The organism is Lysinibacillus sp. NPDC056959, from assembly GCF_042674095.1.
GTDB classification, from domain to species: domain Bacteria; phylum Bacillota; class Bacilli; order Bacillales_A; family Planococcaceae; genus Lysinibacillus; species Lysinibacillus zambalensis.
Map to the genome: position 1 here is coordinate 172,169 of NZ_JBHURE010000003.1, position 14,242 is coordinate 186,410.

12 protein-coding genes are annotated in these 14,242 nt (G+C 37.4%); 5 read left to right on the top strand and 7 right to left on the bottom strand.

Annotated elements, in window-relative coordinates; all coding sequences use genetic code 11:
• Positions 1-36 precede the first annotated feature (36 nt).
• The 3 genes from ACFTQ7_RS05080 to gpr form a co-directional block, all read right to left on the bottom strand.
• Entirely contained in the window at positions 37-1,932 is a 1,896-nt protein-coding gene (locus tag ACFTQ7_RS05080) for an acyltransferase family protein (protein ID WP_386827599.1), read from the bottom strand.
• A 495-nt stretch (positions 1,933-2,427) separates the two neighbouring features.
• Positions 2,428-3,297 carry a stage II sporulation protein P gene (spoIIP, locus tag ACFTQ7_RS05085; protein WP_386827600.1) on the bottom strand — a complete coding sequence of 290 codons (870 nt, stop codon included), beginning with the start codon at positions 3,295-3,297 and terminating at the stop codon, positions 2,428-2,430.
• A gap of 52 nt (positions 3,298-3,349) precedes the next feature.
• Positions 3,350-4,366 carry a GPR endopeptidase gene (gene gpr, locus ACFTQ7_RS05090; RefSeq protein ID WP_349660088.1) on the bottom strand — a complete coding sequence of 339 codons (1,017 nt, stop codon included), beginning with the start codon at positions 4,364-4,366 and terminating at the stop codon, positions 3,350-3,352.
• Positions 4,367-4,528: 162 nt separating this feature from the next.
• Between gpr and rpsT the strand changes: the two genes are divergently transcribed.
• Positions 4,529-4,777, top strand: coding sequence for a 30S ribosomal protein S20 (rpsT, locus tag ACFTQ7_RS05095; RefSeq protein ID WP_079562884.1), 249 nt, complete (start codon positions 4,529-4,531; stop codon positions 4,775-4,777).
• Between the two features lie 144 nt (positions 4,778-4,921).
• On the opposite strand, the gene holA is transcribed toward rpsT, so the two are convergent.
• Positions 4,922-5,932, bottom strand: a complete 1,011-nt coding sequence (gene holA / locus ACFTQ7_RS05100; RefSeq protein ID WP_386827601.1) for a DNA polymerase III subunit delta — start codon at positions 5,930-5,932, stop codon at positions 4,922-4,924.
• A gap of 164 nt (positions 5,933-6,096) precedes the next feature.
• On the opposite strand from holA, the gene ACFTQ7_RS05105 reads away from it, so the two are divergent.
• Positions 6,097-6,234, top strand: a complete 138-nt coding sequence (locus tag ACFTQ7_RS05105; RefSeq protein ID WP_349660086.1) for a YqzM family protein — start codon at positions 6,097-6,099, stop codon at positions 6,232-6,234.
• 51 nt (positions 6,235-6,285) lie between these two features.
• Here the strand turns inward: ACFTQ7_RS05105 and ACFTQ7_RS05110 are convergent, their stop codons facing one another.
• From ACFTQ7_RS05110 to ACFTQ7_RS05120, 3 genes are all read right to left on the bottom strand, one after another.
• A complete protein-coding gene (locus tag ACFTQ7_RS05110) occupies positions 6,286-8,415 on the bottom strand; it encodes a DNA internalization-related competence protein ComEC/Rec2 (protein ID WP_386827602.1) in 2,130 nt (709 codons plus the stop codon).
• A gap of 140 nt (positions 8,416-8,555) precedes the next feature.
• A complete protein-coding gene (locus ACFTQ7_RS05115) occupies positions 8,556-9,125 on the bottom strand; it encodes a ComE operon protein 2 (RefSeq protein ID WP_349660084.1) in 570 nt (189 codons plus the stop codon).
• A 416-nt stretch (positions 9,126-9,541) separates the two neighbouring features.
• On the bottom strand, positions 9,542-10,189 hold the full coding sequence (locus ACFTQ7_RS05120) for a helix-hairpin-helix domain-containing protein (protein WP_386827603.1): 648 nt from the start codon (positions 10,187-10,189) through the stop codon (positions 9,542-9,544).
• A gap of 378 nt (positions 10,190-10,567) precedes the next feature.
• Between ACFTQ7_RS05120 and ACFTQ7_RS05125 the strand changes: the two genes are divergently transcribed.
• The 3 genes from ACFTQ7_RS05125 (at position 10,568) to ACFTQ7_RS05135 (ending at position 14,111) form a co-directional block, all read left to right on the top strand.
• Entirely contained in the window at positions 10,568-10,864 is a 297-nt protein-coding gene (locus ACFTQ7_RS05125) for a hypothetical protein (protein ID WP_386827751.1), read from the top strand.
• Between the two features lie 87 nt (positions 10,865-10,951).
• Positions 10,952-11,419 carry a hypothetical protein gene (locus ACFTQ7_RS05130; protein WP_386827604.1) on the top strand — a complete coding sequence of 156 codons (468 nt, stop codon included), beginning with the start codon at positions 10,952-10,954 and terminating at the stop codon, positions 11,417-11,419.
• A gap of 106 nt (positions 11,420-11,525) precedes the next feature.
• Positions 11,526-14,111: a polynucleotide kinase-phosphatase gene (locus ACFTQ7_RS05135; protein WP_386827605.1), complete on the top strand. Its 2,586-nt coding sequence runs from the start codon at positions 11,526-11,528 to the stop codon at positions 14,109-14,111.
• Positions 14,112-14,242: the final 131 nt, after the last annotated feature.

The window sequence follows — 14,242 nt, forward strand, 5'->3', positions numbered from 1 at the left end:
AACATGGTGCCTGCTAGCTATTTTAATATTGAACAATTATATATTGACTGATTGTTGAATTAGGCTCGTTAACGTATTAATACCTTTTTGTTCTAAATGTACGCCATCTGGAGCAAAAAATTCCGGATGATTGATAGCAGTCGAATGCCAATCAATCAATGTAATATTATCGTGCTCTTGAGCTTTTTGTTGTAATGAATAATTCACTTTACCTTCCCAAGCACGAGGTACCCGTGTATTCACTAAGTAAATATCGGCATTGGCGAAAGCTTCAAGTAGTGCATCAATCTGATCATTCGTAAAGAAACCATTTGTGCCAAGTTGAATAATAACAGCTTTATTTGGCTGATTAAAACTAGCATAATTAGGTGCCAATTGGATTGCTTGTGAAACTTGGCGGCCAATTTTTGCATCAATTGTAATGTTTGGATAGATATTATGTAAACTTGAAGCGATATCTATCATTAAAGAATCTCCAATAGCTAATATTCCATTATAGGATTCACTTTCAGGGTTAGCAGTTGTATCATTTTCTCCTTGCTTAGGTTCTTCTTTGTCAGGAGGGCTAGCTTCAGCTTTTTCATTCTCAACATTTCCTGAGTCGTTTTCTGGTGCTTCTTTTTCCGCTACTGCATCATTCTGCTTAGACGGTTGTTCTCCGCCATCGATTTTAATTTCTGTTGGTTGAGACTCTTTTGACTCCGTTTTTTCTTCACCTACTACACCTGTCATCCCAGTAAAAAATACTAACAAGAATAGTGGAACGAGCATCGTTGAAATTTTTCTAGCAATTGTTAGGCTACTCCACTTATTTTTATTAATGACAAGGTGCTGTCGATAGTAGGCACGGAATCCTTCCTTCCGTATTGGCATTTCGATAAATCGATACGATAATTCAGCAATCATTAAAATAAGAACTAATTGTAATGCAACTCGCCAGTACGCAGGATTACCTATTTCATGGACTGGCGTACCCAATACCATAATCGGATAATGCCATAGATAAATTCCATACGATCTTGAACCTATCCAACGCAGAGGCTTCAACGAAAGTATTTTTCCTAAAATGCTAATTGGATGACAAACACATGCTATTAATATAGCTGCATTCAAACAGAAAAGGAACATACCTCCTCTATATAAGTAAGTTTGATATTCATCTACAAAAATAATACTTAAAATAAAAATACTAAAAGCAACCAAACTTATTGCATTTAGTTTATTGACATGGTCAGTAGATAATTTTTGAGAAGATAGTCTTTTCATCGGCCATACGAGCGCTAGCCAGCAGCCTATAAGTAATTCAAAAGATCGCGTATCTGTCCCGTAATATACTCGACTTGGATCCGCTCCTGGTTCATACATTACGCCCATTAAAATAGCTGAGCATATTGCAGCGATAAAGATATAAATGGCTAATTTAGCCTGCTTTTTAACAAGAAAAAGTCCTAGCATTAACACAATTGGCCAAATCAAATAAAATTGTTCCTCAATGGCTAAAGACCATAAATTTTTTATAGGAGAAGGGGTTCCAAAACTATCAAAATAAGAGAGTTTATGAAAAATGAACCACCAATTACTTGAATAAAAAATAGAGGATATTGCATCTCCACGCAATGTATCTAGAAGTTCCTTATGAAATAAGGTAGCCCACGCGAATGAAGTAATAATCATTACGTATGCAGCAGGTAGTAGGCGTCGAAATCGCCCAATCCAAAATGCCCCCAATCCTACCGTTAACTGATTGCCTTTTAAGGGTAAAACAGTAGAAGTAATTAAGTAACCCGATAAAACAAAAAAGATATCAACTCCTAGGAACCCACCACTGGCCCATCTGAAGTTAAAATGATAAGCTATCACAGCTAGTACTGCTAAAGCTCGAATCCCGTCTAACCCAGGGATATAACGATGATTGACTGCCTTGCCTGACATAATATTCCGTCCTCTTCTTCCGATAATCCATAAACCTTTGCGACATTTTTATAGTGTAAACGTTTGTTTTAAGTTACATCGTCCCCTTTTAACGATTGAATCAGTGCATTCACTTATATAATTGACGGATGAGTATTTATAAAAGTTTACATTTTATCACATAAACAACACGAAATTCTTCTCATATGTATAGTTACCCTTTATCCTTTTTGGAATAAAGGTTCATTTTACCCATCAAAAAAGCATCTCCAAAAATGGTAGATGCTTCAAAAGCGTATTTCGCCTATTGCATATGCCTCAAAACTTTTACAATTCAAAGTCAAATCTTATGTGCTGACTCGAAAATTATAAGGCAAGAAACGAATAATTAAAAGGCTTAACTACAATTTTTTCTAAAAAAATTTCTAGCATTTTTGCATCATTTATTCTTTTAAAAAAATATTAAATGCAACGCCTAATTGGCCAAAAGAGAGACTATTATGATAATCTCTAATACTATTGTTTTTCTGTAACGAAAGATTTTGCTATTGCTTTTCCTATTACAGCAATTGTACGATTCAATTCCTCTTCTGTATTGTCAATTCCACCTATTTCAATTAAGACCATTTCTTTTGTTAAATCTTGATTATAACGTCCATCCACAGTGTCACCACTTTTTGATATAACACCTCTAGAAATTTTCGGCACAATTTCATTCATTGTAGCTGATAAACTTTCTGCATACGCAGTATTCCATCTATAATTTTTATGCTCAGCACCAATGACAATTGCAATCCGTGCATATGATTCATTATTATGAGTTATCGTTGTCGCATTTTTCCTAGCAGAATCTCGATGTAAATCAATCACTAAATCGTAGGATTGCTCTTGTAAACGTTTTGCTAAATAAGGACGTACGACGTTGTAAGCTGCCGGAAAAAGTTTTTTCTGACGTTTTAATTCCTTCATCACATCAACATCTAAAACGTCCGTTTGTATACCGTTCATACTAAAATGCTTAGAAATAGTATCTTTTAAACTAAAAATATTTGTTTTGTCATCATAAACTGCCGCTTTTCCGCTAACAGCTTGCACCATTGGTTGATATGCTTCCTCTGAATGCGTAAATACTAACAATACTTTAAATGGATCTTTTGTTTCCTTTTTTGTTTCCTCTTTTATTTCCTCTTTTGTCTCCTCTTTTGTCTCCTCAAGGAAACTTTGTTCAGGTGAATTAGTAGCGGCAAACACGACTGGTTTATCCTCTGGCTCTTTAATCGGAGTCGATGCTTGCTTGTTGAACGGAAGTTGCCCAGCAATGACAGGTAATACGAAGAAGAACAATAATAAACCAAATGACCACTGTAGTTTTTTTAGCAAAGTCACACCCTCCTCCCCTTATCGTATGGAGAGGATGTGCCTTTTAGAACGGAAAAAATTATAGATTATTTGCCCAATTCATAAGCATAGATGATACGAGTTTTGCATAATTATCTATCCAATAATCGGCTTCTTTTGGAGTAACCATCAGCTGGTTATGAGAGCCGGCGAAAGTCTCTGCAAACAATTGTTGACGCTCTTCTTTAGACCATGTTGCCCATTCACCAAAAATCGGCTGTACTAAAGACATGTCTAGTTCTTTATTTATATCTGGTTGCCAAGAAGACAATGATAATTTTGATGAAGGTTTACTCCGCTCTGACACTCGTGCAGCTATAGAACGTAGCATTACCTCTACAGCATCGGCAATTAGTACAGGTGCATCAACTACTGTTGGGATACCAATTGCAGTAACAGGAATGCCAAGCATCTCATATGAGATTTCCTTACGCTTATTTCCTACGCCTGAACCAGGATGTATCCCTGTATTCGTTAATTGAATTGTTTTACATAAGCGGTCACTAGCTCTTGTTGCAAGTGCGTCTACAACAATAATTAATTTTGGCTTTAATCGTTCAGCTATCGCCGCTACAAATTCACCCGTTTCATATCCTGTTTGCCCCGTTACACCAGGCGCATACATGACGAATTTTTCATCAATTACATCTAAACTATGCAAATGATCAATAAGATATGGTCCTATAGCATCAGGTGTAATTGTACGATTACCTAGACCAATAATTAATATTTTGTCATCTTCTTTCCATGACATGGATTCATGCATTTTTTTAAAATTCACAAGCAATTCTTTCTCAAGCTGCTCAAATCCATCTCGATCTTCCAACGTCAAAGTAGGCACAGAGAGGGTAATATACTGCCCCTTCTTTTTCCCAATTTGTTGTTCGCCTTCTGCATTCACAACTACATCAGTGATTTTTACCCGACCAGCATTCCGATCTTCAATTTGAATACCACTCGACTCTTCAAGCGTTTCTTTTTGTTCTTTCGTTTGATGTAATACAACCTCTTCAGATTCATCGATTAAATCTGTACGTTGCCAATTAAAATTTTGCATACAGTTCACCTCAACAGTAGTTTGTTCAAACTGTCAAGTAAATATTCTTTGCATTTATCTATTGCAATTTGGCCAAGCGTTTGTTAAAATGATTTTTGTTGTATTGACACAAGAAATTAATGAGAAGATATCATCTCGTACCTATTTTAGGAGGTGAAACATATGCCAAACATTAAATCTGCGATTAAACGCGTAAAAGTTAACGAAAAAGCTAACGCGGCTAACACAAAAGCTAAATCTGCAATGCGTACTACAGTGAAAAAAGCTGAAAACGCTGTTGCTGCTAAAGCTGAAAACACACAAGAACTTTTACAAGCAGCTTACAAATCTTTAGATAAAGCAGCTTCAAAAGGACTTATCCACAAAAACGCGGCGGCTCGTAAAAAGTCTCGCCTTGCTAAAAAAGCGTAATTGTTGTAAAAGATCAGTATACTCTATTAAGAGTTGCTGATCTTTTTAATTTATAAGAAAAATTAATTACGCCTAAAAGAGCTGCCCATATTGCTTCGGACAGCTCATCAATAGTTGTTTTCTTTATACACAACCTTTATTCCCTTAAAGTCGGCGCAGTAAGAAGAGTTCTAAATAACGCTCACGATTGCCTCCTGTTGATTTCAATTGTAAATCGACCTCTGCTAACTGATATAAAGCCTTCAATAAGCTTTCCTCTGACGGACGATTACGCTGTTCAACCATTAACTTGACACGATAAGGATGTATTTTTAAATTTTTTGCGATTTGCTGTGGATGATAACCCTTTTTTAATAAATAAAAGACATTGGACATCGTACGCACATTTGATGCAAGCAATCCAACAAGCATGATAGGCTCTTGCTTTTGACGCAGTAAATCGTGATAAATAGACAATGCTCCAACAGAATCGTTTGCAAAGTAAGCATTTAACATTTTAAAGGCATCCTGTTCTAATGTTTTTGCTACTAAATCCTCGACTAGTGTGGCAGTTATTTCACCACCCTCGCCTACATAAATAGTTAACTTCTCAATTTCCATTTGCAACTGTAGCATATTCGGTCCAACCATTGCGACAAGCTGCTCAATTGCATTTTGATTTATGCTGTTGCCTTCTGCTTTCACTATACTTTGTATCCACACAGCTAAGTCCTGCTCCTTTGGTGTTTCAGCTTGGACTAATAACGCATGCTCCTTCATCATCTTTGTCACTTTTTTACGTTCATCCAATTTCTCATATGGCGCGATAAATACTGTTACTGAAAAATCAGAAGGGTTAGCGAGCCATGATTCTAAACGTTTTATATCATGGTCAATTTTTTCTTTTCCCTTTTCTGTTGCCTTTAAAAAAGATGCATTTTTAGCAATAATAAGTTTTCGCTCAGAGAAAAAAGGAATTGTATCTGCTTCATCTATAACGACATCCACCGGCATTTCTTCCAAATCAAATGTTGACATTTCAATCTCTTCTTCGGGTCCTATCGCTTCTTTTAGCCGTTTAACTGTTTCGTCTATAAAATAGCTTTCTTCACCAACTAGTAAATAAACTGGTGAGAGCTGGCCTTTTTTAATATTATTCCAAACCGTTGAAATCATAATTTTCCCTCCATGTAGCAATACTACTAGTATACATGATTTATATTCCTTTGTGACTTTGACCGAATTGTGTCGATTCCTTGCCATATGGCAAATTCTCCGTTTCTTTATAGCTTTTATGAAATTGATGTCTTATAATAAATATCAGAATTGGAGGGATAACAATGAATCCATTTGAAGGAAAAAACATACAATGTCGCCGCAACGATGCAATCGATTCTGGAGTTGGCTTCGGTGTATCATTTGGGATGTTTACGCTTATGTTTCTTATCGCAATTATAGTAGAAGTAGCATCTAGATAATTATTTTTATGTCTAGGAAAAAGACCTTGCTCATTGGACAAGGTCTTTTTCCTATTGCACAGACCAACTATTTTTACGAATTCTTACTTCAATCGTCCCATCTATTCCAGTTGTTAATGTAGATAAATGTCGACTTGTAAAACGCTCCACAATCTCTTTATGTGGATGACGGTAGCGATTATTGAGCCCAGCGCTGAAAATAGTTAGTTCAGGCCGTAACAGCTCTACAAAAGGCTCAATACTTGATGTTTTACTACCGTGGTGCCCGGCCTTCAACAATGTCATATCCGCTAACTGCTTGTTGTATAGATGAAGAAGCTCTTGTTCGCCATGCTCCTCTAAGTCACCTGTTAACAATGCTCGAAATAAGCCCTGTTGCATATATAAAACGATCGAATCGTCATTGCCCTCATAAAGAGTGTCACGAGGCCATAAATAATGAAAACTAGTGTTTCCTATGCGCCACGCTGTTCCCTTCATTTTTTCTTTCACAGGAACTTTTTTCTTTTTGGCTTCCATCAGTAAATCCCGCATTACTGGCTTGTCCATTGAACCTGGAGTGAGGTGAATTTCATGCATGTTAATCTCTTGCAAAATCTCTTCAGCGCCCTCTACGTGATCGGCATCCGCATGAGTGGCGATAAAAATATCAATGTTTCGTATCCCTTTTCCTTTCAAAAACGGTACAACAACTTGTCTCCCGACCTCATATGGACTTTCTGACGTCTTCCATATATCCTGCTGCTCAAAGCGTAGTAAGCCTCCTGAATCAATGACATACACAGCCCTTCTAAACGGTAATTCAATAACTGTACAATCACCTTGACCAACATTTAAAAATGTCAGTTTAGTTTCGCTAAACAGCATCGGCAAAAAGTGAATACATAATGCAGGAATGAAGATCACAACTGCAAATTTACCATACTGTTTTATCTCGATAAAATAGAGGCCAGCTAAGACACTTATTAACGCCACGCAAATAAGCCATATCACAGGCTTCCCTGGCGACCACAGCTGAAACGGCAAATCCTGAAGATATAAAATAAACTTCGTAAGCCAAATACGGAGCGGCTCGTACACATCAAATAAAGCTTTTGCTACTGGCTTTGATAGTATGGTTATAACAAACAAAGTCATATTAAAAGGCAGAATAACAAAGGAAAACAGTGGTACGAAAATAATATTTGCTAAAAATGAAGAAATAGAAATTTCATAAAAATGATGGAGCAATAATGGATAAACAAGAAGCTGGCACACGAATGTAATGAAAAATGAGCGGATTAACCAGTTCGCAAAACGTCTAAAAATGACAGCTGAATAAACGAGACTAACCGCTGCTAAATATGACAATTGAAAGCCAATCTGATAAATGACACCTGGCTCAAGAAGAACAAAACAAATAAAGCTAATGGCTAGTGCATCATCAATAAATACATGCCACCTAAAGTACCGCATTAACATGATTAATTCTACGACAGATACTGCACGCCATACGGAAGGAGCACCACCAGCTATCACACCATATATTGGTAAGATGATGAGTAACACTAAGGTCGCTATTTCCTTCCTTACACCTATACGTAGAAGACCTTCAAAAAACAACCATGAGACAAACGCCACATGTAAACCAGAGATAGCAAATATATGTGTGATGCCTAGTTTTTGATAGGCTCTTTGAAGATCATGGTCGACCTGATCCGGCAATCCTATTAGAAGTGCTTGTGCTTCTGCAACTAGCGACTGCGGGAATGTTATTTCAATATGTTTTTTCATATAGTGTCTCTGTTTAGAAAGAAACGAACGAATGGATTTTTTCTCTTCTATAAAGGTCCAGGTTGAAACTTCATATATTCCCCTAGCACCTTTACTGATTAAATATTTTTCCATAGAAAACGCATACGCATGTGCGGGTGGAAGGGGTGCTATTAGTTCTCCTTGAACTAAATAGGTCCTACCTGTCAATGACATAGTTTCATAAAAGCTTTTCTCTTCTTCTGACGAAAAAGTATAGACGACATACAGCTTCTCATCTGTTTCAGTTTTTACAAAGCCTCTGAGCTTTTGACCATTTATTTTATATTCACTCGACCAAGTTATTGGGAATGTTGACGGTAGAGGGGAAGAATCCGTCAGTTGAATTGTAACGATGAAGAAATAGGAAAGAAATCCAAAGACAATCACAAGCGCTGAAATTAAACGTATTTCACCTTTCCATTTAAGCCAGAATGTGAAAAGTAGAAGAACGGCAAGTAGCCAAGCTGACTTGTGTGCCGCTATTGAAGCAACAAGTACAGCTAGTGCTACGTAAATCCATTTATGCTTTAAAGCTTTTTGCCAAATAATGAACTCACCTTCTGTTCATATGGAAGCAATTTTTCTGCTGGCATACCACTCTCACGAAGTTCATTTAGCATGTCTATGTACAAGGCTAATTTTTCGTCGCTTAAGAAGTCGATTTTACGTTCATCAAACGGAACGTGTACTACCTCTACACCTGCTTTTTCAAATAACTCTTGTGCATAAGGGTTATTTTTATAATCCGTAGCGTAATAAACACGTTCAATACCTGCTTGAATAATAGATTTCGTACATGGTAGACATGGGAAATGTGTAACATATAAGTCTGCACCTTTTGTAGGCGTCCCATATTTAGCACATTGTAGTAGTGCATTCATTTCAGCATGCACTGTGCGCACACAATGGTTATCAACTACATAGCAACCATTTTCTATACAATGTTCATCACCTGTAATTGAGCCATTATAGCCACCTGCAATAATTCGCTTATCTCTAACGACAGTTGCTCCTACTGCAAGCCTTGTACATGTACTACGTAATGCGAGTAAATGGCTTTGCGCCATGAAAAATTGATCCCAAGTAATTCGCTCCATATGACTACCTCCGAAAATTTACTTATATTGATTATTTACGCTGTGCTTTTATTGCAACAGTCCTTTTCTACTATAGTGTAGCCCTTTTTGAAAAGAGTCGTCAATATCTCAAAACTTACTGCCATTACAGGTATGTTGATTAACCATTTTTATCCACTCTAATTAATTAGAAGGCACTGATTTCCGCTACGGGCTACTCGCTTTCCTGCGGGCGAGCGTCGAGCCGCTTCGTTGCTGTCGCACAGAAAACATCCGCTCCGTGCAGGGTCTCGTCTGTCTCGCTTTCCCGCGGGAGTCGAGTAGCCCTACCCTACATTCATTTAAAAATGGACATATATTAGCAAAATAGCAACAAAAAAATCATTTTATCGCTCAATAATAAACCTGTTTTTTATCAATCAACACGCCTGCTACCATTACTTAACTGTAATAAAATCCTTTAGCTTCTCAAATGTTTTGTCGCCAATACCGCTCACTTTTTTTAAATCTTCAATTGTTTTAAAGCCACCATTTTCCTCACGGTACGAAATAATGCTTTGCGCCTTTGATGGACCAATACCTGATAATGTCGTAAGCATTGCTTCATCTGCTTTATTTAAATTGACCTTTTGATCTTTCAAACCGTTGTCGCCTTGTGAAGTTCCGCTAGTAGGCATCGTCAAAATAGAGGACGAAATTTCGTCCAGTTTTTCACCCTTTTGAGGAATATAAATAACCATTTCATCCTCCACTTTTTGCGCATGATTAATGAGTTGCGTATCAGCATCCTGGGTATAGCCACCTGCAAGCTGTACGGCATCTATAATGCGTTTATCGGGCTGTAACTCATAGACACCAGGATACATAACAGCACCCTTTATATCAACAAATACCTGCTGTCTGACCGCTTCATCAACAGATTCTTTTATTTCATGTTGTTCAATAGGTTGGATTGTTTCGATGAGCTCTTCTTGGGGAGGTGAAGAGTCAGAACTCGAAAAAAAGAAGTAACTAAGTCCACTGATAACAAGTATGCCGGGGATCAACATACTTTTTTTATACTTTTGCCAAAAAGATTGGATCATCAACTAACATCCTTTCCTTTGCAAAAGGTAATCATATGGAGTCTATTTCATCTTACAATATCATTCATGCGTTGAAAAGATAATTTATTTATTAAGACAAAAACGAAAGCATCATTGATCTTTGCTTATTATGACACTGACATAATGAAGTAAAATTATGTTATGCTTTGAATAATAAGGGCTCATCACTGAAACGTGTGGTTGATTTCCGTTCCGGCTGGGCGCTTTCTCGGGTCTATGGTCCAGTCTCCACTCAACCAATCAATATATATGGCATACGTTTTAACAAATGCCATCTACAACTTTTGGTGATGAGCCACATAAAAAAGATACATAATGCCTTTGCGTACTGAATGGAGGAAGAATATGTAGCTAACAATACAGGCAAAGGGAGAAAATGTGAAAGCGATCTCCCACTTACTATCAAAAAATCCGAATAATTTATATGAACGGCGTGTAAAAGATCATTTAGTTCGACTTGTTTATCACGAGCTTTCTGAAACAAGCCTTGTTGTGACAATATTCGTTACACCAAATGCACTCGCTCTTGTTCAAAATGACAATGCACTTGATATTACACATTATATTAATGACCGTGAATTCGCCGCTAGTAGTATTTTTTTATCCCTTATCCGTTCTGCTTTAGGTACTGCAATCAATTATGCCTCGGCATAATTGCGTCCGGATTTTGAATTGTGCTCGCACAATTTCTTCCTTTCAAAATCCGTGACATCCGCCGGAGGCATTATCTTAATTCAGTAGGTGTTTGGATACCCACTGAAAAGGAAACACATCTGTATTTATCTCGCCGCCTTCAGAGATGGAAGTCTTCTACTGAATGAAGATAAAAAAGCTCTACGCTTCTCCCATTTATATGATGGTAACACAGCATCACAAAATGTAACGCGGTCACTCAATACATTAAACTACGAAAAAATTGTTGAAGCCATTAAAAATCTACCTCGAAAATCATCAATCGTTGACTTTGGTTCTGGTGAAGGAAAGCTTTCAAGTTTACTTGCCTATGTTAAAGGAATTGATGAGTTGCTTGCGGTTGAACCAAGTAAAGCTGCAATGAAAAAAGCAATAAAGCGTTTTGAAGGCTTAGCGGATGCATTTGTAACCCCAAAACCTACATGGGGCTCGCTATTTTATTACGATGCACGATTTCATGATGATCACCGATTTGAATGGACACGCCAACAATTTCAAGAGTGGTTCATGCGATGAATCGCAATGAACAATATGCGCTTTCATTTACTGGCATCGGCCATCAACATGAAATATACGGACAACCTACCCAAATGTGCATTTATACGAAAAAGGAGGAGAATGTATGAACATCAAGATTCCACATGCAGGGATTGTTCTGCTAATTGGTCCATCCAATAGTGGAAAATCTACTCTTTTACAACAATGGGTTAATACAGGTATGCTTTCTCCTTCTGAAATTATTAGCTCTGATGCATATCGGACACTTGTTTCCGATACGGATTATATCGATTTTCAACATCTTTCGAAGGAAGAAGCAGATTTATTATATGATGAATATTTCGCTATTTCAGCACAAGCCTTTGCAGTTATGGAACGCGTAATAGAGGCTAGAAGCTCATTAAATAAATGTACTCTTGTTGATGCTACACATTTACAATCAGAGGAACGTCAAAAATATATTTCGCTTGGAAAAAAACTACATGTCCCTGTTAGTGCAATTGTATTGGACATTCCTCTTGATGAATTGTTACATCGAGATACATTGCGCAAAGACCCAAGAGGTAGTAAACGTATTAAACAGCAGGCACGCTTATTAAAATCAGAAAAACGATTTATTAAAAAAGAGTCGTTTACTAAAACCTATTTTGTAACAGAGACGGATGGACTAACATTATCAAGACAAAAGTCGACGCTACTGTTAAATGTAGAGTCTGGGCTTGATATTATTGGTGATATTCATGCCTGCTTTGATGAATTTATCGAATTACTTGGTAAGCTAGGCTACGAAGAAAATGAGGAAGGTTACTATATTCATCCACAAGGTCGACGCTTTGTTTCAGTTGGAGATATTATGAGCCGAGGACCAAAATCAATCGCAACAATGGACTTTTTCGATCGCCATATTGATCGTGGGCTTGCCTATATGACTGACAGTAATCATGGCTGGAAAATCGCTCGTTGGTTAGATGGACGCAAAGTAACATTAAATCATGGGGATGAGCTTGTTGAAGCTGAATTTAACGTTTATGAAGAAGATTACGGAGCGGAGAAAACAAATGCCTTAAAAGCTCGTCTCGCAAAATGTTTACTTGCTGCTCCCTCTCACTATTTGTTAGTGAATAATGGCATTTCTTCAGCTGTTGTTACACACGCAGGTATCCGTGACCGTTATATAGACAAACAATCGACAAGAATTTCTGATTTTTGTCGTTACGGTGATGTTCAGGGGCAAGATAAATCTGGAAAACCTATTCGTAATGATTGGTTTATAGAGCATCAAACATCACAGCTTATTATTTGGGGGCATGATCCTAAAATTCAGCCGTTAAAGCAAAATAATACGTTGAATATTGATCAAGGAGTTGTTTTCGGGGGGCAGCTAACTGCTTTTCGCTACCCTGAAAAGACAATTGACTTTGTGAAGGCGTATAAAAACTATGCCGGTATCGAACGAAATCCTCTAATTGAGGCAAAAGCTCAACGTTTTGCACCACCAAACATCGGGGCATTTTTAGAAGGATTCACAGTGGAAACTGCCTACTTTAACAATGTACAAATAGGCAGTGCTCATGCAAAGGCAGCGATCGACAGTGTTTCTCATTATGCATTGCCGTTAGAACAGCTAGTTTATATTCCACCAACGATGAGCCCAACACCACAAACATCTTCGTTAGCAGATACGTTGGAACACCCTTCTGAAGCATTTGCTTATTATAAAAAGCACGGTGTCCAGACAATGATTGCCGAGAAAAAACATATGGGCAGTCGCGCTGTTCTTTTACTGTTTAAAGATGCGCTTATTGCAAAGGAATACGTTGATACAGAAACACTTGGTATAATTACAACTAGAGCAGGAAGACGGTTTTTCGATAAAGAGACGGAACAAAAAATTTTGCAACAACTTCATACAGAATTAATAAAGAAAAATTATTTCGAACAGTTTAATACAAATTTCGTACTACTCGATGCAGAAATTTTACCTTGGAACTTAAAAGCGCAACAACTAATCGATCAACAGTATGCACATGTCGCTGAGCAAGCACTAATGGACCGTACAAAGCTTATGGAGAAACTACGTGACACAGTACAAACCGATGTTTCAGAATGGCTTCAGGAGTATAAGGGATTACTTGAAAATGCACAACGATTTTCAACTGTTTACCAAAATTATTGTTGGGATGTCCAGGATGCTTCATCTATTCAAATTGCACCCTTCCATGTATTAGCTCATAGTTCGGAAACGTTTTTCCATAAACCGCATATATGGCATATGGAAATGAATCGACTATTTGCCAAAAATTCAACACTATTTATTGAAACAGAGTTTAAAGTCATTACGGATGAAGCTTCTGAACAGGAGATCATTACTTGGTGGGAGGAAATGACTGCTGCTGGTCATGAAGGTATAGTTATTAAACCTGAAATATTTGTCACAAAATATAATGGCAAGCTCATTCAGCCCGCAATTAAAGTACGTGGTCGTGAGTATTTACGAATTATTTATGGTATGGACTATTTAGAGCCTTCACATTTAACGAAACTGAAGGAACGTAATCCAAGTAAAAAAATGAAGTATGCATTGCGTGAATTCGCACTCGGACTAGAAGGAATAGAACGTTTTGTTAAAGGGGAATCGACTGCCCGTATTCATGAATGTGTACTCGGGACACTAGCACTCGAAAGTGACCCTGTCGACCCTAGACTTTAGTAATATCGCCACTCATCATGTGGAGGTGAACACAATGTGTTGCTTTCTCAAACATTTTGGTGAAGAACTCTTTTTCTGACATTCTATCCGTCACTTTTATTTTTATGGTCATAAATTTTGAGCTGCAGTTT